Source organism: Chloroflexia bacterium SDU3-3, from assembly GCA_009268125.1.
Classification (GTDB): Bacteria; Chloroflexota; Chloroflexia; order Chloroflexales; family Roseiflexaceae; genus SDU3-3.
The window spans coordinates 137419-161528 of sequence record WBOU01000012.1 but is presented as its reverse complement, the minus strand read 5'-3'; the positions used below and the strand labels follow the sequence as shown (position 1 = coordinate 161528).

Below are 24110 nucleotides of genomic sequence, written 5' to 3'. Positions count from 1 at the left end.
CGGGGCCGCCCGCCAGGGGGATGATCCTACTTCGCCGCCAGCGGCTTGCCGTCCCACACCACGAACTTGCCATCCTGGATGATCAGGCGCACATCCTTGGGCTTGTCCACGCGGCGGGTCTCGGCGTTGAACGTGACCGTGCCGTACACCACGCTGGGCACATCCTTCAGCTTGGGCAGCGCGTCGTGCACGCCCTGGCGGGTGGGGCCGCCCAGCTTGATGGCGGCGGCGATCAGATTGAGCGTGTCGTAGGCGTGGGTGGTGAAATAGTCGGGCACCTCGTTGTACTTGGCCTGGTACTTCTTCACAAAGGTCTGCACCTCGGGGCGCGGGTCATCTGCCGAGAAGTTGGAGGCCACGTACACCCCGTTCACCGCCGCGCCGCCCAGCTCGATGAACTTGGGCGAGTGGTTGGAGCTGTTGGCCACGATCGGCAGATCTAGGCCCAGGTCGCGCACCTGGCGCACGATCAGCGAGGCGTCGGTGTAGTACGAGATCAGCATGATGCCCTGGGGCTGCGAGTCGCGAACGCGGGTGAGCGCCGAGCGGAAGTCCTTCTCGTCGGCCAGATAGGCCTCCACATCGGTCACCTCGATGCCCAGCGCCTTCAGGCGCGGCTCCAGCTGGTCGTAGGTGGCCTTGCCCCAGTCGGTGTTCAGGCGCAGCACCGCCACCTTCTTCAGGCCCAGCGCGGCCACGAAGTCGGCGTGCAGCGGGGCGGTGTCGTTCTGGGTGGGCGAGTTGCTCCACATGTAGTCGCCGCCCTTGGTGAAGTCGGGGTGCGAGTTGGTGAAGCCGAACTGCACCAGCCCGGCGCGCTGGTAGATCTGCGAGGCCGCCATGGAGGCCGTGCTGCTGAAATCGCCCAGCTCGACGACGATCTTGTCGTCGGCCACAAACTTCTGGGCCACCACCACCGACTGCTTGGGGTCGCTCTGGCTATCCTCGAACTGGTACTGCAGGGGGCGACCGTCGATGCCGCCAGCGCCGTTGATCTCCTCCAGGGCCAGATCAAAGCCCTTCTTCCACTGTGCGCCGTACTGGGCATTGTCGCCGGTGAGCGGCCCGCTCACGCCGATGATGATCGGCTCGCCCGCCGCGCCGCCCGCCGCGCTGGTGGATGCCGCGCCGCCAGCGGCTGGCGTGGCCGATGTGGCGCCCGAGCTACCGCAGGCAGAGAGCGCGAAAACCCCGACCAGTGCGAACGCGGCAAAACGACCAAAACTTCCCTGCACGTGTGCTCTCATGCCTGACTCCTTCACGCGGCGGCCTGCGCCACCAAACAAAAAAAGCCCACATCCATCAAGATGCGAGCCTCCACGATCCACGCGCGCGGCAGCATGGCCACGCCCGCTCGTTTTGGCGCTCATCTTCCAGGAATGCCTGCCGGAATTGGCACCCGCCGTAGGGTTGCCGAGGCTTCGTCGGGCCGGTCCCTCCGCCTCTCTGGATAAGCGCATTTCATTTGTGATCAATACTAAATTACTTAATCATGTTTGTCAAGTTAGTAGATGTGACTTCTTTCACAACAGGCAGAAAGCGCACTGGCAAGGGCGAAAACGCTGGTATGGGCAAAGTATACCACGCAGGCAGGCGCTGCGACCTCCGGCATGCGGACGAAAAAACGGCGGGGCAGCCTGCGCCGCCCCGCCGATATGCAACCTGTTATCTAGCTAGCGCGCGGGCTGGGTGCCGCTGGGGTCGTAGCCCATCTTGATCCAGCCCTTCTGGATGGCATAGATCACCGCCATGGTGCGGTCATTCACCTGCAGCTTGGAGAGGATGGAGGTGATGTGGTTCTTCACGGTCTGGCCGCTGATCGACAGCTCGTTGGCGATCTCCTTGTTCGAGAGGCCGCGGGCGATGCAGTCGAGGATCTCGATCTCGCGCGAGGTGAGCGGGGCAAACAGCGCCGAGGTCTGCTCGTCCTCGCTGGCGGCCAGCTCGCGGAACTGGTGCAGCACGCGCGAGGCCACGTGGGGCTTGGCCAGCACGCTGTCGTTGATCAGGTAGCGCCCGCGCGCCACATCGCGGATGATGCGGATGAGCTGGTCGGGGTGGACATCCTTGGATGAGTAGGCCGCCGCGCCGACCTTGATGGCCTGGAACAGCTGGTCGTCATCCTCGTAGACGCTGAGCACCACCAGGCCCATGCGCGGCTCGCGGCGCTTGAGCACGCGGGCCACCTCCAGGCCGTTCAGGCCGGGCAGGTTGATATCGACCAGCACCACATCCGGCGTCAGGCGCTCGGTCAGCTTGATCGCCTCTTGGCCATTCTCGGCCTCGCCCACAACCCGCATATCCCCAGCCTCCTCCAGGCTCCAGCGGATGCCCTGGCGGAAGAGCGGATGGTCATCGATGATAAGAACTGAAATTGTGTCGGCCATGATCTGCCTCGATACGTATGATGGCGAACAGAGGTATCCGCGTTCTCAGCTGGCGCGGTGCCCCTGCGTATGTTCACAAACGCGGCCCACGCGCGTCCTTCGCATGCCGTGCTCTATCTGTAAGCATCGCGCAATCTGGCGCGGTGGGAAAAACGCTGGGGTACGTACGACCGTGCCTGACGATTGGCCATCCCTATACCGCAGGGCGCAGCGCCGCTAGACATCCACCGGCAGCACCACCATCACCTCGGTGCCATACCCTGGCCGCGAGCTGACGGTGAAGCGCGCGCCGATCATCTCGGCCCGCTCGCGCATGCTGGTCAGGCCCCAGCTGCTGCGGCCCGCGCGCCGCGCGACCTCGTAGACATCGAAGCCCGGCCCCTCGTCGCGCACCACCAGCGTGATCTTGCCAGCCTGGTGCAGCACGCGCAGCGTGATCGGGGCATTGCGGGCATATTTATGCGCATTCTGCAGCGACTCCTGCATGATGCGGTAGAGCACGATCGCGGTCTCGTTGTTCAGGACTGGCAGCGGCTCGCTCTCCAGGTGCACGCGAGTGCCATAGGCGTTGGTGTAGCCACGCACATACTCAGCGATCGCGGCCTCAAGGCCCAGCTCGTCGAGCCTGCCGGGGCGGAGGTCGGCGATGAAGCGGCGGACATCCTGCAGGCCCTCTTTGGTGGCGGTGCGCATGCGGTCGAGCATCGTCACCAGCTTCTCGCTGGTGGTGGCCTGGGCCAGGGTGTAGCAGGTCTCCAGCACCATCAGCGAGTTGGCCAGCACCTGGGCCGGGCCATCGTGCACCTCACGGGCGAGCCGCACGCGCTCTTCCTCGCGGCCCTGGATGATCTGGGCGCGCAGGGCCAGCACCCATGGGTCGTTGTTGGCGGGGCTGGTGGTGAGCGACCCGCTGCTCATCTCGATCTGGCGGATGAGCTGCTCGATCTGCTTGTGCGCGTGCTGCTGGCGGTGAAGCGCCTGCTCGGCATCTTCAAACTGGCGGCGCAGATCCTGGAGCCGTTTGGTCAGCGTGGCGACGCTGGGGGCGCGGCGCTCGACGGCGGCTCGATGCTGGACGCTTATCTCATCAAGCTGGCGCTCGATCTGGCGCAGCGCCACTGCGGCGGTGTCACACCGCTGCCGCGCCACAGTCGCAAGGGCGCGAAGCCGATCTTGCTGCTGCTCCACGATCGCATGCGCTTCCTGAAGCACATCAGGAAGTTGGGCGCTCACCATGTTCTCCAATCGGACAAAGCTAGAACGGAATGGCGGAAGTATAGCATACGCACATCTATGCAACAAGATTCTTGCATTGCGTTCGTGTGACGATTAGTTCACGAAATGGATATAAAGTGCTATCTTTCTGCATAAGAATAGTACACTTCAGATACTGTGTTAGGCGCAATGCAAGGCGCAGCTCGCCCTACAGGTATTCTAGCACGATGCGTGTGCTTGTGCGCTGTGGGGATGGCTATGGTCTCGGGGGCGCCCTACTCGCTAGGCAGCTTCAGGCCCTCTTTGACCAAGATACGCCTGCTATCCTTGCCCGTAGCAAAGCTGAACAGCTCCTGGATGGCGCGAGGTGCGCCGCGCTCGCGCGAGCGGATGAGGTACCAATCGATCTGCAGATTGACCCCGGCGAGGCTCACCAGGCCGGCGTCGCGGCCACGCGGCATGCACGACTGGGGGATGAATGCAAGGCCAACACCAGCCCGCACCGCCTCGACCATCATGGACACGCTATCGGTCTCCAGCATCACCTGGGTGTCGGCTGCGCCGATACCGCGCCGCCGCAGGCCGTCGTCGATCACGCGGCGCATGGGGCTACCGCGGCGGGGCAGCACCAGCGGCATGCCCTTGATCGCGCCGGGCGGGGCCTGCTCCTCGGCCAGCAGTGGGTTGCCGCGCGGGGCCAGCAGCGCCAGTGGCTCGCTGCCCAGCAACTGGGCATCCCAGCCGCGCTTGCGCTGCTGCTCCTCGGCCAGCAGCACGTGGATCTGCTGGCTGCCCAGCCACTCCAGCAGCGTCTCCAGCGGGGCCAGCGCCACCTCCACCGCGATCGCGGGGTAGAGGGCGCGAAAGCCCGCCAGCAGCGTGGGCAGCAGGTGCTCGCCGCTGGATGCGGTGCAACCCAGCACCACACGCCCGCTCACCTGCCCGCGCATGGCGCGGATATCCTCCTCGGCGCGCTGGGCCAGGGCCAGCATGTCGCGGGCCACATCTACCAGCTGCTCGCCCACATGGGTCAGCAGCATCTGCTGGCCGACGCGGCGGAACAGGCGGGCGTTGTCTAGCTCGGCCTCAAGCGTGCGGATGTGCTGGCTGACCGCAGGCTGCGAGAGGTGCAGCCGCTCGGCGGCGGCGCTGTAGTTGCCGCTATCGACCACCGCCAAAAAGGTGCGAAGATGGATGGTGTTGAGCATGGGATTGGGCCGCGCGGCGGGGCGCGCCGCGCGGCGTGGTCGCGGATCTAGATCGCGTTGGGGAGGAAGAAGAAGCCAAAGCCGAAGATGGCGTACACGGCCAGCAGCATCGCGCCCTCAAGCCAGTTGCTCTCGCCATCGTTGGCCACAAATGATGCGGCCAGCACCGCAGCGCCCAGCGCCACCACCTCGAACAGGGTGAAGAACAGCGTCATCTCGCGCCCGAAGAAGAACGCGCTGACAAACACCAGCAGCGGGGCCACGAACAGCGCCACCTGGGTGCTGGAGCCAAGCGAGATCGCCAGCGAAAGATCCATCTTATTCTTGATCGCCACCTGCACGCCCACGATGTGCTCGGCCACATTGCCCACAATCGGGATGATGATGATGCCCAGGAACAGCTCGCTGACGCCCAGGCTCTCCACCACTGGCTCGACCGCACCCACCAGGAACTCGCTCAGGAACACGATCGCCAGCGTGGCTGCGGCCAGCACACCAGCGGCCTGCGGCACGCTCCACTTGGCCTTGTGCTGCTCGATCTCCTCGGTGCGTTCATCCACGCCCACCGGCTGGCCCACGCCGCGCTCGGGCGTGCGGAACGAGAACACCAGGCTGAGGATGTACATCAGCATGAGGATGCCCGCCACCCACATGCTCAGCCCGTTGAGGGCGGGGTCCACCACCTCGGTGTTGAACAGATCGACCTTGCCGAACTGCACCTCCTGGAACAGCTCGAACATAGTGGGGATGAGCAGGCCGATCACCGCCAGCAGCATCAGCGTGGCCGAGATGCCGCTCGATGAGCGGTCGAAGCGCTGGAAGCCATTCTTCAGGCCGCCCAGCAGCAGGCTCGCGCCCAGGATCAGCAGCAGGTTGCCGAAGATCGATCCGGTGATCGAGGCCTTGACGAGGGCGTACTGGCCCTCGCGCAGCGCCACAATGGTGATGATCAGCTCCGCCGCGTTGCCCAGAGTCGCGTTGAGCAGGCCGCCCACCTTCGGGCCGGTGTGGATGGCCAGCTCCTCGGTAGCCTCGCCCAGGTAGCCCGCCAGCGGGATGAGCGCCAGACTAGAGAAGATGAAGATCATCAGGGGGTTGTGCCATACAAACTCGGCCAGCAGGGCCAGCGGCAGAAAGATCAGCATAAAGCGCAGATACTTCAACGGTCGCTCCTTCTTCTTGTGCTCTGGGGGAATCGGAAAAGCCTTCGCCCGATTATGATACCATACTTCGATTCGCCCTTCAGAATGGCAAAATCTGCGCCATGGACGCCCGAACCACGGCGCGCGCGCTTCAGTTGGGAGAAAATCGAAGGTCGACAGTGAACAATATACGTCTCTGGTACGTTTTTCGTTGCAGTACGATAGCACATTGCCCGAAAGCGCTGCCTACCATGCTATAATAGTGGTGTTTCCCCGCCCCTCACCGCAGGCCGAACCATGTGCCAAGCCTGCGCTACCAGACCCTGATGAACCGCGCCATATGACAGATTCAACCCCCTCCCACGCCGAAGAGGAGACCAGCACGCCAGCGGGCGGCGATGCCAGCGAGCCGAGCGTCGCCCACCTGCTGCAGCGCTGCGCCACCAGCCTCACCGATCCGGCCAGGGCCGCGCGCCGCGCCTACGGCGTAGAGGCGCAGATCGAGGCCATCTGGCAGCTGCTGCGCGCCGACAGCAGCAAGTGCCCGCTGATCATCGGCAAGGCCCGCAGCGGAAAGACCGCGCTGGCCCACGAGCTGGCCTGGCGGATCGCCAGTGGCCAGTGCCCCGAAGATCTGGCCAGCGCCACCGTGTACGAGATCTCGCCATCCAGCCTAATCTCGGCGCTCTCGTTTGGCGAGGGCTGGCGCGAGAACCTGAACAAGCTGCTACAGGGCCTTGAGGAGCAGGGCAACGCCATCCTGTTCCTGCGCGACGCCCACCACGCCGTGGGCGCGGGCAAGCAGGGCGACGACGACAGCGACCTGGCCGACGCCCTGGTGACATCGCTGCGCAACGGCAAGCAGCGCTGGCTGGCCGAGGCCCGCGCCGATGTCTGGCGCGTGACCGCCAGCGAGGACACCACCTTCACCGAGTGCTTCGGCCAAGTGGCCATGCCCGACCTAGGGCTGGATGCCGCGCGGCCCATCCTTGAGGCGGCGGCGCTCGACCTGGCGGGCGGATCGGCGATCGTGCCGCAGCCCGAGGCGCTAGAGGCCGCGCTGGATGTGGCCGCGCGCTTCCTGCTCAACCAGGCCCTGCCCGGCAAGGCCATCGACATGCTGGAGGACGCCATCCGCTACGCCCGCCGCAGCGGCGCGCAGCAGCTGGATGCCCAGCACGTGTTCGCATCCTTCGCCGAGCGCACCGGGCTGGCCGGGCTGCTGCTGGATGACTCGCAGCCCTTCGCCGAGGATGAGGTGCAGCGCTACTTCAGCGAGCGCGTGCTGGGCCAGGAGCCAGCCATCGCCGCCGTGGTGCAGGCCATCGCCCTGATCAAGGCCCGCCTGAACGACCCGGCCCGCCCGCTGGGCGTGTTCCTATTCCTTGGCCCCACCGGCGTGGGCAAGACCGAGCTGGCCAAGACCCTGTGCGCCTTCCTGTTCGGCACCGAGGAGAAGCTGCTGCGCTTCAACATGGCCGACTACGCCTTCTACTGGCAGTACGAGGAGCTATTCGGCGACCCCGACGCCGACGAGCTGGCGCTCAAGCGCGGCTCGCTCTCGCGGCGGCTGGCGGGCGAGAGCTTCGGCGTGGTGCTGCTGGATGAGTTCGAGAAGGCCCACGAGATGATCTTCCAGCGCTTCCTGCAGGTGTTCGACGAGGGCATCCTGATCAACCCGGCGGGCGAGGAGGTGAACCTGCGCAACATGGTCATCATTATGACCAGCAACTTCGGCGCGCAGCTGCTGCAGGGCGAGGGCTGGGGCTTCGGCGGGCGCGAGGATGTCGAGTCGACCGAGCGCCGGATCATGCGCGAGACCGAGAGCTTCTTCACCCCCGAGTTCATCAACCGGCTGGACAGCGTGCTGTTCTTCAAGCCGCTGTCGCTGGCCGACATGCGCCACATCGCCTACCGCGAGCTGCGCAAGCTGTTCCAGCGCGAGGGCCTGACCCGCCGCGCGCTGACAGTGGAGCTGGATGACGCCGTGATCGACCTGCTGCTCAAGCACGGCTACAGCGCACGCTACGGTGCGCGCTACCTGAAGCGCCAGATCGAGAAGCGCATCTCGTACCCGCTAGCCCGCGCCATCCTGGCCCGCCCCGGCGAGGCCAGCGGCCGCACGGTGCGGCTCTACACCAGAGGCGAGATGATCGAGGCTGGGTGGGTGCGCGAGGACAGCCCCGAGCAGGAGGAGACCAGCGTGGTGGTGGACGGGCAGCGGCGCAGCCTGGCCCCCGCCGATCTGGTGGCCAGCGCCCGCCAGCTGCGCGAGCGGCTCGACCGCTACCGCGAGCGGATCGGCGTGCAGGCCGCCCGCGAGCGCATGGACGAGCTGCTGGCCGAGATGAGCGGCCCGGCCTTCTGGGATGACAGCCGCGCCGCCGAGACCCGCCTGGCCGAGCTAGGCGAGATGAGCCGCCAGGTGGACCGCAGCGACGAGCTGCGCCGCGCGATCGAGGACTTCGAGGCGCTGGTCGAGCGGGTGGTGGCCCGCCACCAGCGCAGGCTCATCCCCGACGCGGCCCGCCAGCTAGCCCAGATCGAGCGCGAGATCGGCTTCGCCGAGCTGGAGGAGCACTTCAGCGCCGCCGAGGAGTGGGGCGACGCCTACCTGGTGCTCTCGGGCGCGCCGGGCGAGGCCGAGGCTCCGCGCTGGGGCGGCCATCTGGCCGAGATGTACACCAGCTGGGCCTCGGGCCACGACCTGACATGCACCACGGTGGACGAGGCCCCGCCCGAGGCCAGCGCCTGGCGCGTGACCCTGCTGGTGGAGGGGCGCGGGGCCTATGGGCTGCTGCAGGCCGAGCGCGGCACCCACCGCTTCGCGGAGGTGGTGGCCAGCGGCGAGGCCCGCCGCAAGCAGGTGTCGCAGGTGCGCGTGGAGGTCATCCCCGCCGTGGAGGAGGGCGCGCTGCGCATCCCCGCCGCCGATCTGCTGGTCGAGCCGCGCATGCTGCACAGCCGGGGCAGGCGGCTGCGGCGGCTGCGCGGCGAGGCGCGGGCGGTGCACCTGCCCAGCGGCACCAGCGCCACCGCCGCCACCGAGGGCGACGCCAGCAGCGCCGAGGCGCTGGCCCTGGCGCTGCTGCGCGGGCGGCTCAGCCTGGGCCGCGCGGCCAGCGCCGAGCTAGAGGCCGAGCCGCCCTGGGGCTCGGTGGCGCGGGCCTACCAGCTCTCGCGCCGCTCGCAGGTGAAAGACCCGCGCACCGGCGTGGTGAGCACCAACCCGCGCGCGGTGTTCGAGGGCGCGCTGGATGCCTTCATCGCCGCCTACCTCCAGCGGCGCAGCGCCCAGAGCGCGGCGTAGCGCTCAACAGGTATCACCGTTTTGGAGGCATTCCGATGTGGCAGGCGGGGCGATCTGGGGTACCGAGGCATACCTGGTGGGTGCACACCGGCAGCGGTTGGACAGGCGCGCTGTTGTCATTGACGTAGGGGCGGGTCCCGTGCCCGCCCCTACGATGAGGGCAGTGCACGCGGCGCGAAACACATCGTCATATAGCCGCAGCGCTCGCAACACTGGCGCTGCGGCTTTTTTTGAACGGTAGGTGAATTCACCACTGAATCATTTCACCGCGCCGCTAAAATGCCTGTGACCAAACTGTCATGCTACGCACCTAGCAGATCGCGCAGCGCTGGCCTATCATAGCGGTGGTGTCAGATACAGAAAGGACTGCCTGCATGCGACGACGTCTGCTCGCACTTGTTACGCTCTTTTTCCTCAGCGCAGGTGTTGCCAACGCCCAGAATATCATCAGCGCCACATCCAGCGTGTACCTGCCGCTGATCACCAAGGCCGGGGGCAAGGCCAGCAGCCAGCCCACCCACAGCGGCGAGGGCACCTACTACGGCGCGACCGGCGCTGGCAACTGCTCCTACCCCGCCACGCCCAACGACCTGATGGTGGGCGCGATGAACCAGACCGACTACGCCAACTCGGCCATCTGCGGGGCCTATGTCACGCTCACCGGCCCCAAGGGCACGGCCACCATCCGAATCGTGGACCGCTGCCCCGAGTGCAAGCCGGGCGACATCGACCTGAGCGTCGAGGCCTTCGACAAGATCGCCGAGCGCTCCGCCGGGCGCGTGCCGATCACATGGAAGATCATCAGCCCCGACATCTCGGGCAACCTGATCTACTATATCAAAGAGGGCAGCAGCCAGTGGTGGACAGCGGTGCAGGTGCGCAACCACCGCAACCCGATCGCCAAGTTCGAGTACAAGAACGCCAATGGCGAGTTTGAGGAGCTGGGGCGCATGGAGTACAACTACTTCCTCAAAAACTCGGATGACAAAGGCATGGGCACCGGCCCCTACACCTTCCGCGTGACCGACATCTACGGCAACCAGATCGTCGACACCGGCATCCCGCTCACGGTCACGACCGAGATCGCGGGCGCGGCCCAGTTCCCCAAAGAGTAGCGCCGCCGCCCACCACAGCAAACGCCCCCGCCAGTTTGGCGGGGGCGTTTGGCATGCGTGCCGAGGGAAAGATGCGCTAGGGCGCGATGGTGCAGGCCGCACCGTTCAGCGTGAAGCTGGCCGGGGCCGCGTTCGCGCCGCTAAACGTGGCCTGGAAGCCAAAGCTGGTGCTGCCGCCGCTGGCGATAGCGCCGTTCCAGCTGGCATTCGTGGCCACCGCGCTCGCGCCAGTCTGCGCGACGGTGGCATTCCAGGCATTGGTGACCTGCTGGTTGCCGGGGAAGCTCCACGCCAGCGTCCAGCCGCTGATCGCGCTCGCGCCGGTGTTCTTCACCGTCACCGTGGCGGTGAAGCCGGTCTCCCACTGGTTGGCCACATAGGTCACCTGGCAGGCCGCGCCGCTGGCGGGCGTGGGCGTGAAGGTGCGGATGGCGGTGGGCGTCGCCGGGGGTACCGTGGCTGTGCGGATGGCGGTGGGTGTGGCTGTGCCGGTAGCGGTGGCTGTGCGGATGGCGGTGGGTGTGGCTGTGCGGGTGGCGGTGGCCGCGCTGGTGGGGCCGCCGGTTGCGGATGGCAGCGGCGTGGCCGTGCGGGTGGCTGCTGGCGTGGCGGTGGCCGCGCCCGGCGTGGCCGTTGGGCCGCCCACCTGGCAGTAGCGCAGCATGCCCCATGGGTTCACGATCCCGGCGGTGCTGGGCGCGGTGGCGCTGTTGCTCCACTTGGCCACCCACTCGATGCCGTTGTAGGCCACCATATCGCCGGTCTGGTAGACCTGGCTGCTGCTCCAGGGGGCGGCGGTGCAGGCCGGGGCCACCGTGGGCGTGGGCGTGGGCTGGCTGCCAAACCACACATCCGAGCACGAGTAGAAGGCCTCGCCGCTGTCGTGGCGCTGCCAGATGGCGTAGATCACGTGGTGGCCGCTCTTGCCGGTGGGCAGCGGGCCGGTCATCACATAGTTGCCATCCACCACCGGCGGCTGCTCGACGGTGAGGAAGGGTGTATCCTCCAGATCCGACCACTTCAGCGGCTGCAGCGGATCGTAGCTATCCTTGGTCACATACAGCTCGAACATGCCCTGGTTGTGCGGCACATACGCGCTGTAGAGGAAGGTGTAGTTGCCGCTGGTCGGCATCATCGTCGTCGCCCAGTCGAGCCGTGGCTCGTCGAAGGCGGCGTACTTGGCGCGGCCTGCGCTGCAGAGCTTGCCGTCGGGGATGAGCGCGCGGTGGTTGCCGCTAGCGTTGGAGATATTGACCTCATTCCAATCGTACAGCGGCTGCGTACCGCCCTGTGCGATCGCATCGCGGCAGGCCATGGTATCGGGCGACTCCGGCCCCTCTAGGTAGCAGGCATAGACGCGGCTGATCGGCGTCAGCATCGAGCCGTGGGCATCCGCCACACGTATCAGCGCCGCCGAGGTGATCAGGACAGCAACGGCGAGGAGCACACGGATGGCATTCCGTCCCATGGGAACTCCTTTCAAGATCTTCTGATCCAGGCTATGCCTAGCGATTCTACGTGAAAGGAGTCACGCAGATGTCACGGCATGCGTCACGGCATGCGTCACGGCGTGGCGCAAAAAAATAGCAGTGTAGCTCCTTGACGGTCGCCCCATTCTCGCTATACTGAATGGCGCTCTGCCATCGTCAGCAAGAGCGGCCCGCGCGGATGTGAGCGCCACTATCGCCGCTGGCGGCCCCCGCGCCTTACAATTCGGATAAGGAGCTTCGTGTGGATCGTATCCTCGTCACCGAGCAGATTGCAGAAGAAGGACTGGCTGCCTTGCGCGCCCGCGCCCAGGTTGATCTCCGCACCGATCTCGACAAAGCCGCGCTTATGAGCGTGCTACCCGAATACGACGCCCTCATCGTCCGCAGCGCCACCAAAGTCACCGCCGAGGTGCTGGCCGCCGGTGCCAAGCTGCGCGTGGTTGGCCGTGCCGGAACCGGCGTGGACAACATCGACGTGGCCGCCGCCACCCAGCGCGGCATCATCGTGGTGAATGCCCCCGCCGCCAACAGCGTGGCCGCCGCCGAGCTGGCCGTCAGCTTCATCTGCGCGCTCTCGCGCCACGTGCCGCAGGCCAGCGCCTCGATGCAGCAGGGCAAGTGGGAGCGCTCGAAGTACATGGGCCGCCAGGTCACGGGCAAAACGCTGGGCCTGGTGGGCCTGGGCCGGATCGGTGCCGAGGTGGCCCGCCGCGCGCGCGGCCTAGAGATGCACGTGCTGGCCTACGACCCGGTGGTCTCCACCGACCGCGCGGCCCAGCTGGGCGTGGTGCTGGCCACGCTGGATGAGGTGATCAGCCAGAGCGACTTCATCTCGGTGCACGTACCCCTGCTCGACGCGACCCGCCACATCATCAACGCCGAGCGGCTGGCCCAGATGAAGCCCAGCGCCTACCTGATCAACGCGGCGCGCGGCGGCGTGGTGGATGAGCAGGCGCTCTACCAGGCCCTAGAGCAGGGCCAGATCGCCGGGGCCGCCCTGGATGTCTACGAGAGCGAGCCGCCAAAGGACAGCCCGCTGGTCGGGCACCCGCTGGTGATCACCACGCCCCACCTGGGCGCGTCCACCGTCGAGGCCCAGGCCATCGCGGGCGTGGATGTGGCCGAGGGTGTGCTGACCGCGCTGGCGGGCGGCACCCCCAGCTACGCCGTGAACGCGCCGTTCGTGCCGCCGGAGGAGTGGGAGGTGATCGCGCCCTACCTGAAGCTGGGCAGGCAGCTCGGCGCGATCTGCACCGGCATGGTGCGAGGCCCCATCCACGGCTACGAGATCGAGTACCGCGGCGAGATCGCCAGCGTGGCCACCGCCGCCATCCGCCTGGCGGTGCTGCAGGGCCTGCTGGCCAGCCTCACCGAGCAGCGCGTGACGCCGGTGAACGCCCCGCTGCTGGCCCGCGAGCGCGGCATCAAGTACACCGAGTTCACCACCGAGGAGTCCGAGAGCTACACCGGCCTGCTGGTGGTGCGCGCCATCACCGCCGATGGCAAGCACGAGTTCGCAGGCTCGGTCATCCGCGACGAGACCCACATCGTCGAGGTTGATGGCTACTGGGTCGACTTCATCCCCACCGACGCGCTGCTGCTGACCTACCACCGCGACCGCCCCGGCATGATCGGCACGGTCGGCACGGTGCTGGGCGGTGCCGATGTGAACATCTCGGGCATGTTCGTGGGCCGCCTAGCCCCCCGCGACCGCGCGATGATGGTGCTGACGCTCGACGAGCCGGTGCCCGCCGAGCTGCTCTCCAAGCTGGAGCAGCAGCCCGACATCCACCGCGCCGTGGGCATCACACTCTAGCTCGCACGCATCCATCAAGAACAGCGCCCCCGCGAGATGTTCTCGCGGGGGCGCTGCTGTGTGTCTGCGCGAAAGCTGCGCTACCACTCGTCTTCGCCGCTCTGCTGCATGTAGGCCATGTAGAGCAGCTCGGGGTCCTCGGCAAACAGCGCCGTGAAGCCGCAGCCGCCGCACACGGACACCAGCACGCGGCTCTCCACCGGCTCGCGCATCCACAGCGCCGCTGGCTTGCGGTCGACATGCACGCGGTGGAACCGCGAGGGGTAGCTCTCGCCATCTTCAACCTGAAGATCGGGGATGATCTTCGTGGAGCCGCACAGGGGGCATTGTTTCATCTGAGATCTCACCTTGTTCCGCGCAGAGGTGCGCCTGATAGCAATACGCGCGCAGCGAGGCGAGGTTTCAGGCGTCGGCACAGCCTGGCACACAACCTGCTTTGATCTGCGGCATACGCATACAAGGAGGTTTGCTATGGCCCAAAATGATAAGCGCAAGGGTGGCGAGCCATCGGTCGACACCTCGAACCTGAGCGAGCAGCTGGAGAAACAGATCGGCTCCGAGCAGAAGCACCAGTCGCACAAAGGCGGCCTGAACGAGGTCGACAAGCGCTTCAACAATCGCAGCAGCCGGTCGTCCATCGAGGGCGGCCAGAACGAGCAGCAGGGCGAACCGACGCCCGGCTATTCGACCGAGGCCCCAGGGCATCAGAACGGCGGCAAGCGCTAGGCGCGCCATGCAGAACGCGGCGGGGGCAGCTGCCCCCGCCGCGTCGCTCTGCCCTGCGCTACAGCCCCAGCTCGCGGTGCATCGAGCGCACCAGCCCGCCCAGCTCGCCCTCGGGCACGATCAGCGCCAGATGCGCCCCGTGCGACGAGCGCGCCAGGCTCAGCACGTGCGCGCTGGCCTTGCTGATCGCCCCCAGCACCTTGGGCGCCACGTCGCCGCCGCTCGATGTGATCACCGCGATCAGCGCCACGTCCTCCTGCTCCACCGTGGCGGCGCTGGGCGTGTCGCCGCAGGGCGGGGCCAGCAGCGTCTCCAGCGTGCCGCGCGCGAATCCAGCGTCGGTGGCCCGCACGCACACGCTCATGCTGTGCTCGCTAAAGCTCTGGGCGAACGACAGCACCTCCACGCCCGCATCCGAGAGCTGGCCCAGCGCCGAGGCCACCCGCCCAGGCGACCAGAGCGTGCCCGTCGGCGGCAGCACCTTCAGCAGCGCCAGGTGCGGTGCCGAGATGATCGCGCGCACCCCCGAGTTCGCGGGCTTGGGCGCGGCGTGGATGCTGGTGCCATCCCGCTCGGGGTTGAGCACATCGCGCAGACGCAGCGGGATGCCCTGGGCCACCAGCGGCGCCAGCGCCCGCGAGTGCAGCACCTCGGCCCCGAAGGTGGCGATCTCGCTGGCCTCGGCGTAGGAGAGCTCGGCCAGCGATCGGGCGCTAGGCACCAGCTTGGGGTCGGCGGTCAGGATGCCATCCACATCGATCCAGAGCGTCACCTCGCGGGCCTTCAGCGCCGAGCCGATCAGCGCGGCGGTGTAGTCGCCGCCGCCGCGCCCCAGCGTGGTCACCAGGCCCTCGCGGGTTGCGCCGATGTACCCCGTGATCACCGGCACAATCCCGGCATCCATCAGGTACGAGAGCCGCTTGAAGATCCGGTCCATCGACTCGGCCGGGTCCACCTGTGCCGCGCCGAAGTGGCTATCTGTCACCACTAGGTCGGCGGCGTCGGTCATGCGGGCCGCCACGCCGCCCTGCCGCAGCACCACCGCGAACAGATGGGCGATGAAGCGCTCGCCGATCGCCGCCACCGCGTCGATCCCGCGCGGCGAGGGCTCGCGCAGCGTGGCGATCGCGCGCGTGATCCGGTCGAACTGCTTGAGCAGCTCGGCCCACTCGCGGTACAGCGACTCGCGCTCCCACTCGTCGGTCACCAGCTTCTCGGCCAGGGCGCGGTGGCGGTTCCACAGCTCGCGCCGGGTGGCCTCGGCCTGGGCCTCGGAGCCGGAGGCGGCCATACGGGCGGCGTTGATCAGCATGTCGGTGGTCTCCGGGTGGGCGGTGCATACCACCACCAGCCCGCGATCCTCCTCCACCGCCGCCTGCACGATCCCCACCACATCGCGCAGCCGCGCGGCCTCGCCCACCGACACCGCGCCAAACTTCATCACTTGCATGGCCGTTCTCCCTCATGCGCGGGGTGCGCGGCGGCGGCAGCCAGCTGGGCAAGCCACAGGGGCAGGCAGCTCATGTGCCGCAGCCGACCCCAGTGTCTGCTGAAAAAGGGCTTATTCGCCTGCGCCCGCCGGTGCCGCAGGCCGAGGCAGCAGCCCCGCATCCTCGACCACGCGCGGGATGGCCTTGGTCCACCCCACCGACATAATATGCACCCCGCGCACCCCATCCACCGCCAGCAGATCGCGGGTCAGCTCGCTGGCGATCGCGATCCCCTCGCGCTCGGCGTCCTCGGCCTGCTCCATCCGCTCCACCACCCACTCGGGCACCCGCGATCCAGGCAGGTGGTCGCGCAGGAACTTGGCCTGCTGCGCCGAGCGCAGCACCAGGATGCCGCCCAGGATATGCGCCTGCTGGTGCGCCGAGACCGCCCGCACATCCGTCATCCAGCTGCGGAAGCGCTCCATATCAAAAATGATCTGGGTCTGGATGAACTCGGCCCCCGACTCGACCTTCTTGGCCAGCCGCGCGGCCCGCTCGATGTTGGGGTTTGCCACCGCGCCTAGGAAGAAGCCCGGCGCGTCGGAGAGCTTCACGCCCGACTGGAAGGCCCCGTCGTCGCGCAGCGAGCGCATCATCTTGATCAGCTGGAACGAGTTGAGATCAAGCACGTTCTTCGCCTCGGCGTGGTCGCCGATGCGCGGGTGGTCGCCCGTCATGCACACCAGGTTGTGGATGCCGCACACTGCGGCGCTCAGCGCGTCGGCCTGGAGTGCGATCCGGTTGCGGTGCTGGCATGTCATCTGCATCACCGGCTCCATGCCGATCTGCTGCATCACCACGCCCGCCCCCAGCGACGACATGCGGGCCAGCCCGCGCTGGTTGTCCGTCAGGTTGATCGCATCCACATAGCCACGCAGGCCGCCCGCCAGCCGCTCCAGCGCCGCGCGCGAGGCCCCCTTGGGCGGGGCGACCTCGCCCGTCACCACGATCTGGCCCTGCGCAAGGCGGCGCTGCAAGGTGCTATAGATTGCCATAGTTCTCTTTCATCTATCGGCTTGTTCTCGTGCGTGTCGCGGCCCTCCGCACGTGCGGGGCGCGCTCGCAGCCCTACTCGGGCGACCCCAGCGACATCCGGCCCATGCGCTCGTCGTGCAGCTCGCGGTACACGCCGCGGTAGCTCTCCGGCAGCAGCTCGGCGATCCGCAGCATCAGCTCCGTGGTGAGCATGCGCATCTTGTCGGCGGGGATGGTGCCCGCTGCGCCCTCGGGGGCGTAGGTGGGGCCAAAGCGCACGTGCACCGGCTTGCGCCGCATCAGGCCGCCCAGGCCGCGCTCGCAGCCCCACAGCGCCGTGGGCATGATCAGCGTGCCGCTGCTGCCCGCCAGCCGCACCGCGCCGCCGCGCCCCTCGATCAGGCCGCCCGTCTTGCTGCGGTGGCCCTCGGGGAAGACGATCAGCAGCGCGCCCTTGCTCAGCGCCTTCTCAAGCTCGTTCAGCGCGTTCAGGTCGCTCTTGCCGCGCCGGATGGGGATCACCTTCATCTGGCGGAACCACCAGCCCAGCACGGGGTTTTCAAACAGCTCGGCCTTGGCCATCCAGGTGGGCCGGTGCGAAAGCGGCAGCGACGCCGCGACGACAATGATATCCAGCCAGCTCATGTGGTTGGCGGCCAGCACCACGCCGGTGCCGGGCGGCGGCAGATGCTCCAGCCCCTCCACAGACCAGCGCCAGTAGATCCTGCGCACCAGATTCAGCGGTGCCCAGAGCAAAAAGTACATGATCGCGCCGAGCATGCGTGCTCCTTTACCTTATCTCACTTATAGCCAGCCGATGGAGGAGCGCGGCGCTAGCGCAGGCCCACCCCAAGAACATACACCATGTGACCGCCCGCCCAGCCCGTCAGCACCAGCAGCGCCATGCCCAGGGCCAGCGTGGCTAGGTAGCCGCGCCGCGCCCGCCGGTCATCCAGCAGGCCTGGGCTGCGCCTGCGGGCCAGCCACGCGCGCCAGTAGGCCAGCAGCGTAGCGCCCGCGCCAAGGGCGTGGGCGTTGATCCAGCCCAGCGCGTCGGGGCGCGGGCTGCCCCCGCCCGCCAGGTACAGCGCCGCCGCCGCCCCGCCGCTGGCCAGGGCGGGCACCAGCAGCAGCAGGCCCAGCCACAGGCAGTGGTAGGCGGCCTGCTCGACGCTGCGGTCGCCGCGCCAGAGGTACAGGGCGGTCAGCAGGGCGTTGCCTACCAGCAGTCCGATGGGCGCGTGAACCAGAAGCGGGTGGATCGTATACATAGCGGGCCTAACAGCCATAGAAAAAACCACGGCGGGGGATGCGGCGCGGGGCGGTGCCACAGGCACCAGCCCAACATTCAGCGCTGCGAAGCATCCCGCGTCGCGGCCATTATACCATGTTCATTTTGCGCCCTCGGCTGCCCGCCACCCCGCCAGCAGGGCCGATGCGCTCTCATTCGGCTGCACGGGTTTACCACCAAGACGCCAAGACACACAAGGCGGAAAATAACCGATCTCGCAGGGACATACCGCGCTGGGGTAAACACGGGATCGAGGCGCGCCATCCTACCAACCTGGCCCATGCGGCGCAGGTGCTGCTCGCGCCAGCTGGCCCTATGCACGAACGGCAGTTGCTTGCGGTCAGCATTGGAACGCCCAAAGTTGGGGAATCGAAGGGGGCGCTGCCCGCGTAGGGCATCCACCCACCGCACAAAAACGACCGCCATTGCTCATGGCAGAAAGCCCAGCATCGATGTAAAAGCCATACCTGTTGAGGGCGCCTGGCGGCTTCCGAGGGCTACCCCCCGGAAGCCGCCCGCGCAGCGCATCCACCCCCCAACCAAGCGCCGCCATCCTGACCAACACCGCAGCAAATCGGGCCGACCGGGCAGCGCACCAAGCATTGCCCACGGTCGACCCGACCCGAACCACCCCCAGGCGGGACGCCACCTCACACGAGTGTCGCCCAGCGCCCATGCCCCGCCCGTGCGCCCAGCGCCCGCACCAGCCCGCCAGCCAGCCTAGCCAAGGCCCCGCCTAGCGGCGGGCCACCAGCGGCAGCAGCAGTTCGTGCGGCGCAGCCCCCGGCGCGAGCGCCACCGGCACCGACACCACCGGCTTCATCGGGTCGCTGCTGCGGATCTCGACCGCGCTGTGGTACAGCGCCTGCGCGCTCGATGGCCGCACCCACGCGGCCTGGATGGGCAGCGTGGCCTGCTCGCCCGGCTGTAGCACCCCGGCCTGCACCACGCTGGCCAGCCAGAGCGCGGCGTTCGGCTGCGGGCGCAGCTCCACCGCCATGTTGCTATGGATGGCGAGCGTGGGGCCGCAGCCCAGGCTCAGCACATCGGATGGCGAGCGCTGGATGCCAGCTGACGCGCGCGCTAGGCTTGCGCCCAGCTGGCCGTACTGAAACAGCACGCGGCCATCCTGGTGCAGCACCATCTGGAACGTATAGGTCGGCCCGCCAGCCGAGCCATACAGCGGCATGTTCTCGTAGCTCACCACGAAGCGATCACCCACCGTACCGTAGCGCACCCTGCCGCCCTGGCTGGTGTCGTAGTCCATCCGCAGCCCGGCGATCGTGTAGAAGTTGAGCCACGGGTCGGGCAGGCAGCTTGTCACCGCGCCGCCATAGCTAATTGGTCGGTCGAACGCCACCATGCCGTCGGATGTCAGCACGGTGTCGGTGAGCACATAGCCGTAGAACGGGAACTTGATGCCCATGGGTATGTCATCCACAATCTGGCTGTGGCCAGCGGGCAGGGTCGGCGCATCGGCGGGCAGATCGACCCAGTCGAAGCTCGGGCCGCCCGCGTCGTCGCTGGTGGCCACCGCGAAATCGCTGCTGGGCACCACCACCTCATAATAGAGCGGTCGGGTGCCGGTGTTGGCTATCGGGATCTGGCCCTCGGCGCTCGCGCCGAAGCCCACCGTCAGCGAGATCGGATCGGTGGCGGCTGCGAGGTTGGGCTGATCGGGCGCGAGCGCGATGCCGATGGTCGCGCTGCTGGTGTAGGTGGACGTCTGCCGCGCGGTGAGGAACGAGGGCGCGCTGGCGATCAGGTCGTAGGGCTGCCCGCTGGCCAAGGTCAGCTGGAAGCGCCCGCTGGCATCGGTGGCCACGCTCGCGCCCGCCGCGCCGGGGCGCGCGGCCTGCACGCTGGCGGCCAGCGGCTGGCCACTGGTGGCGTGGCGCACCTGCCCCTGGATGGTGACAGCCCCTGCGCCCGCCTGCACCTGGATGCTCACCGGCACGCTGGCCAGCGGGGTCGTCAGGTCGCCGCCGTAGATCTGGACGCGCGCGCTGTAGCTGCCTGGGCCGGGCACGTTCGCCGCATCCACATGCGCCACCAGCGCCACCGACTTCCCGGCGGCTAGGCTGGCGGGCGGCGCATCCACCGACAGCCACGGCACATCCACCCGCGCCTGGGCCACGGCGGCGTAGGCATCCACGCGGCCATAGCCGTATACGCTGTTTGGCCCGCCCGCCGCATCGCCGCAGCGAGTGTCGCTGGTGGCCACAGCGCTGCTCCGCAGGATGTCGTAGGTGGCCTCGTAGTCGCCGATCAGCGCGGGGTTGGCCGACCAGATCAGCGCCACCACCCCGGCCACGGCGGGCGTGGACATGCTGGTGCCGCTCATCAGGCGGTAGCTGCCATCCTCCACCGGTACTGTGGAGTAGACCTTGGCCCCTGGGCCAACAAAATCTGGCTTCACGCGACCATCCCAGGCAGGCCCAAACAGGCTGAAGTCAGCGATCTGCCCGGCCACATCCACCGCGCCCACCGCCACGACGCTGGGGTAGTCGCCCGGCGAGTTGAGCGTCTTGCAGTCCTGCTTCACCAGCGCGCTGGCGTTTCCGGCGGAGAAGACCGGGAACATGCCCGCCACCCGCCAGGCCGCCACATACGGCGCGAACCACTGGTCGTTGGGCGTGCCCGACCACGAGTTGTTGATGATCATCGGGCGCAGGTCCGGGCGCGGCTGCGAGAGATCCAGCTTGCTGGGGGCCAGCAGCCACTGTGCGCTCTGCAGCAGGTAGGAGTCGTTGCACACAAACCCCACGCAGCCCTGCGCGGCCACCCAGCGCGCCCCCGGTGCCACGCCCACCGCCGCCTGCCCGGCCACGGCGGCCCCCACCATCGTACCCATAGTGTGGGTGCCATGGGTGCCCGCATCGCGCGGCTGCAGGTCGTAGCCCTGCGGGTCGAACCAGTTGTAGTCGTTCACCAGCGAGCCGTCGCCCTGGGTGCCTCGGTAGCTGGCCTTGAGCGCCGGGTGGGTCACATCCACGCCGGTGTCGATATTCGCCACCACCACGCCCGCGCCATCCACCCCGAAGTCTGACCACACGCTGCTGGCGCGCAGCTGACGCACGTTCCAGCATAGCGGGTTGCCGGGGTCGTCGGGGCTGCACGGGTCATCGGCGGCGGGCGTGGCCTGCTCATCCGGCAGCGCCGCCGTGTGGTTGGCGCGCACCAGCGCCACATCGGCCCGCTGGGACACGGCCTGCACATCGGCGGCGCTGCCGTGCGCCAGCACCGCGTTCACCACCCAGAAGCTGCGGTAGCCCAGCCCGCGCTCGCGCAGCTGCGCCAGCAGGCCCGCCTGGCTGCGCGCCGCGTGATCGACCAGCGTGCGATAGACAAACTCGCCCCGCTCCTTCCAGTCGGCTATGCCGTAGGCCTCGGCCAGATCGGCCTGGTCGCCCATATAGATGATAAAGTCGCGCTGCTGCTGGGGCGCGGCCCGCGTGGCCCGCAGCAGGGCCGGGTCGATCCGCCCCTCCACCGAGGGGATCTGCGCCCGCGCCTCGCCAGCCCGCGCCCGCGCCGGGCCGGTCGCCTGGGCCTCGCGCAGCGCCAGCGCCAGCGGCTCGCCGCTGGTGTTGGTAAAGGTGATCGATGTCTGGGTAGTCTGGCCGAGCGGCACGCTCAGCGAGACCGCTGCAGGCGTGACCGATAGCGCGGCGGCGCGCGCCGAGGCCGGGGCCAGCCAGCCAGCGCAGAAGGCCAGAACAGCAGCAGCGGCGTAGAGACGATACCGACGAAGGTGCATACTGGTGGCTCCCATGGCGTGATAGAGCATTCCTATATGGTGTGTAACCGCGCACAGCGCACAGCGGGGAAAGAGAGGACTAGGCCCCGCAAAAAAACGCTCCGCTCACACAGATCAATGAGATTGCGCTACGAGAGGAGCGGGGATGGCTGGGCGGCGCGAGGGGCGTGCGCCGCGCTACAGGCAAGAAGCATAGCACCCGCCGCACGCCAGCGTCAAGGGAGCGCGCTACAAAAAACCTAGTACTATCCGCCTGAATCAAACTGAGAACTTTAGCACCGCGCCGCGCTGGCGTGCTATTATTGAGCCATTCATCACAGTCGAGGAAGAGATCTCATGCAACGTCCCCCGCAGCGCTGGTTGCCAGCCTGCCTGGCGCTGCTGCTGGCCCTGCTGGGCGCAGGCAGCGCCCAGGCGCACGGCAAGCACAGCAGCCCCATCCAGACCTTCACCCAGATGGTCGGGCCATACGAGATCGGCGTCACCGTCGAGCTGCCGCCCGCCACCCCCGCGCCGATCACGCTCGATGTGGAGGTGCCCAAAGACATTGGCGCAGCCACGATCGTGCTGCGCGCCGCGCCGCGCGGCCAGCCCTTCAGCGATGCCAACCGCGCCGAGGTGGCCACCGCCGCCACTGGCGAGCAGCCGATCTATAACGCCACCCTCAACCTCGATCGCCCCGGCGACTGGGAGCTGGAGATCGTGGCCAAAGGCGCGAAGGGCGAGGGCATGGCCCGCGTGCCCTTCACCATCACGCCCGCGCCGCTCCAGCCCTTCAGCATCCCGCTGTATGTCAGCATCGGCGCGCTCATCCTTTTTATGATCGCCAACATCATCGCCAGCAGCGCGGCCCAGCGGCGCGGCGCGGCGGGGCCATCGTGGCTTGGGCGCGCGCTGGGCTATGGGGCCTTCGGCACCCTGGTGGCCGTGGCGATCTTCGGCGCGCAGCAGTACACCTACACCACCGAGGAGGCCAAGGCCACCGCCGCTGGCTTCACCTACCTGCCCGCTGGCACCCTGATCACCGACAGCGGCAGGCCCCACGCCAACCTGGCGCTGCAGGCCGCGCCCGCGCCTGCCCTGGGCCAGAGCACCACGCTCACCATCACGCTCACCGACGGCGGCACCGGCCTGCCGATTGACGACATTGTGACCCACCACAACGCCCTGCTGCACCTGGCCGTGATCAGCGACGACGGCAGCTACTACCTGCACACCCACCCCGCCCGCGTGGCCCCCGGCGTCTACCAGGTGGCGATCACGCCCACCCAGGCGGGCGGCTACACCGCCTACGCCGAGATCGAGCGCGTGGATAGCGGCAGCCAGGTGCTGCGCGGCTCGTTCAGCGTGGCGGGTGCGGCGGTGGCAGCCACGCCCGCCCCAGGGCTGGGGCAGCGCAGCGTGGGCGGCGTGCAGGTGGATGTGCAGGCCGACGCAGCGCCCAGGGCGGGCCAGCAGAGCACGCTGACCTTCAGCTTCCGCGATGCGGCGGGCCAGCCCATCCGCGATCTCAGCCCCTGGCTGGGCATGGCCGGGCACCTAATGGCCCGCAGCGCCGATGGCGTGATCTTCGCCCACGTCCACGCCGCCGAGCGCATGCCGCCCTATGGCCGCCCCATGCTGGTGAACGGCGTGACCTACGGCCCCGATATCCGCTTTGTCTACACCTTCCCACAGGCTGGTCGCTACCAGGTCTGGGGCCAGTTCAAATATAAAGGAGACATCATCACCGTGCCGATCAGCATCGAGGTCGCCCCATGAGCCACCTGATCACGCGCCTCTGCGCGCCCATCCTGCTCGGCTGCGCGCTGCTGCTGGCCGCCTGCGGCGGCGCGCCCACGCTCACCCAGCAGACCGGCAGCTACACCATCAAGCTCTCGCTGGACGCGCTGAAGGTGGGCGATCGCACCGCCACGATCAGCATCAGCGATGCGGCGGGCCAGCCCGTGGTGGCCGACGCGGTGACGCTGGCCCCCACCATGCTGAGCATGGGCATGGCCTCGCCCAAGGGCACCGCCCAGCCCAGCGGCTCCGGGCAGTACACCAGCCAGCCGCTGCTCTTCTCGATGACCGGCGAGTGGGAGCTCGATGTCACCGTCCAGAAGGGCGGCCAGCAGGAGACCGCCCGCTTCCTGCTGACCATCCCCACCGAGTAGATCGCCGCCAGGCCGCAGCGCCGCGCCAT

The 24110-nt window shown here is 68.0% G+C and carries 18 protein-coding genes and 1 riboswitch; of the genes, 6 read left to right on the top strand and 12 right to left on the bottom strand.

What is annotated here, in order from left to right; translation table 11 throughout:
* Positions 1-26 precede the first annotated feature (26 nt).
* The 5 genes from F8S13_19220 to cax form a co-directional block, all read right to left on the bottom strand.
* Complete coding sequence (locus tag F8S13_19220) at positions 27-1247, bottom strand: ABC transporter substrate-binding protein (protein ID KAB8141536.1); 1221 nt, start codon at positions 1245-1247, stop codon at positions 27-29.
* Positions 1248-1363: 116 nt separating this feature from the next.
* Positions 1364-1457, bottom strand: a riboswitch (SAM riboswitch).
* Positions 1458-1673: 216 nt separating this feature from the next.
* Entirely contained in the window at positions 1674-2387 is a 714-nt protein-coding gene (locus tag F8S13_19215; protein KAB8141535.1) for a response regulator transcription factor, read from the bottom strand.
* A 216-nt stretch (positions 2388-2603) separates the two neighbouring features.
* On the bottom strand, positions 2604-3623 hold the full coding sequence (locus F8S13_19210) for a sensor histidine kinase (GenBank protein KAB8141534.1): 1020 nt from the start codon (positions 3621-3623) through the stop codon (positions 2604-2606).
* Positions 3624-3877: 254 nt separating this feature from the next.
* Positions 3878-4810 carry a LysR family transcriptional regulator gene (locus F8S13_19205; protein KAB8141533.1) on the bottom strand — a complete coding sequence of 311 codons (933 nt, stop codon included), beginning with the start codon at positions 4808-4810 and terminating at the stop codon, positions 3878-3880.
* 47 nt (positions 4811-4857) lie between these two features.
* A complete protein-coding gene (gene cax / locus F8S13_19200; protein KAB8141532.1) occupies positions 4858-5973 on the bottom strand; it encodes a calcium/proton exchanger in 1116 nt (371 codons plus the stop codon).
* Between the two features lie 319 nt (positions 5974-6292).
* On the opposite strand from cax, the gene F8S13_19195 reads away from it, so the two are divergent.
* Both F8S13_19195 and F8S13_19190 read left to right on the top strand, forming a co-directional pair.
* Entirely contained in the window at positions 6293-9262 is a 2970-nt protein-coding gene (locus tag F8S13_19195) for an AAA domain-containing protein (GenBank protein ID KAB8141531.1), read from the top strand.
* 374 nt (positions 9263-9636) lie between these two features.
* Complete coding sequence (locus F8S13_19190; GenBank protein KAB8141530.1) at positions 9637-10377, top strand: hypothetical protein; 741 nt, start codon at positions 9637-9639, stop codon at positions 10375-10377.
* A 76-nt stretch (positions 10378-10453) separates the two neighbouring features.
* On the opposite strand, the gene F8S13_19185 is transcribed toward F8S13_19190, so the two are convergent.
* Positions 10454-11845: a cellulose-binding protein gene (locus tag F8S13_19185; protein ID KAB8141529.1), complete on the bottom strand. Its 1392-nt coding sequence runs from the start codon at positions 11843-11845 to the stop codon at positions 10454-10456.
* Positions 11846-12108: 263 nt separating this feature from the next.
* Here F8S13_19185 and F8S13_19180 point away from each other — a divergent pair, with 263 nt between their 5' ends.
* Positions 12109-13683: a phosphoglycerate dehydrogenase gene (locus F8S13_19180; protein KAB8141528.1), complete on the top strand. Its 1575-nt coding sequence runs from the start codon at positions 12109-12111 to the stop codon at positions 13681-13683.
* Positions 13684-13763: 80 nt separating this feature from the next.
* Here the strand turns inward: F8S13_19180 and F8S13_19175 are convergent, their stop codons facing one another.
* Positions 13764-14018, bottom strand: a complete 255-nt coding sequence (locus tag F8S13_19175) for a hypothetical protein (protein KAB8141527.1) — start codon at positions 14016-14018, stop codon at positions 13764-13766.
* A 136-nt stretch (positions 14019-14154) separates the two neighbouring features.
* Here F8S13_19175 and F8S13_19170 point away from each other — a divergent pair, with 136 nt between their 5' ends.
* Positions 14155-14409: a hypothetical protein gene (locus tag F8S13_19170; protein KAB8141526.1), complete on the top strand. Its 255-nt coding sequence runs from the start codon at positions 14155-14157 to the stop codon at positions 14407-14409.
* A 58-nt stretch (positions 14410-14467) separates the two neighbouring features.
* Here F8S13_19170 and F8S13_19165 read toward each other — a convergent pair whose 3' ends face one another.
* The 5 genes from F8S13_19165 to F8S13_19145 form a co-directional block, all read right to left on the bottom strand.
* Positions 14468-15859, bottom strand: coding sequence for an aspartate kinase (locus F8S13_19165; protein KAB8141525.1), 1392 nt, complete (start codon positions 15857-15859; stop codon positions 14468-14470).
* A gap of 111 nt (positions 15860-15970) precedes the next feature.
* On the bottom strand, positions 15971-16894 hold the full coding sequence (locus F8S13_19160; GenBank protein ID KAB8141524.1) for a methylenetetrahydrofolate reductase: 924 nt from the start codon (positions 16892-16894) through the stop codon (positions 15971-15973).
* A gap of 73 nt (positions 16895-16967) precedes the next feature.
* The gene (locus F8S13_19155) at positions 16968-17654 is read right to left on the bottom strand and encodes a 1-acyl-sn-glycerol-3-phosphate acyltransferase (protein ID KAB8141523.1); all 687 of its coding nucleotides are present in this window, start codon (positions 17652-17654) and stop codon (positions 16968-16970) included.
* Between the two features lie 53 nt (positions 17655-17707).
* Positions 17708-18145 carry a hypothetical protein gene (locus F8S13_19150; protein KAB8141522.1) on the bottom strand — a complete coding sequence of 146 codons (438 nt, stop codon included), beginning with the start codon at positions 18143-18145 and terminating at the stop codon, positions 17708-17710.
* Between the two features lie 756 nt (positions 18146-18901).
* A complete protein-coding gene (locus F8S13_19145) occupies positions 18902-21925 on the bottom strand; it encodes a S8 family serine peptidase (GenBank protein ID KAB8141521.1) in 3024 nt (1007 codons plus the stop codon).
* 336 nt (positions 21926-22261) lie between these two features.
* Here F8S13_19145 and F8S13_19140 point away from each other — a divergent pair, with 336 nt between their 5' ends.
* Positions 22262-23686 (top strand): hypothetical protein, encoded by a 1425-nt coding sequence (locus F8S13_19140; protein ID KAB8141520.1) that lies wholly within the window; start codon positions 22262-22264, stop codon positions 23684-23686.
* On the top strand, positions 23683-24081 hold the full coding sequence (locus tag F8S13_19135) for a hypothetical protein (protein KAB8141519.1): 399 nt from the start codon (positions 23683-23685) through the stop codon (positions 24079-24081). Before F8S13_19140 ends, F8S13_19135 begins: the two co-directional genes overlap by 4 nt.
* Positions 24082-24110 lie beyond the last annotated feature (29 nt).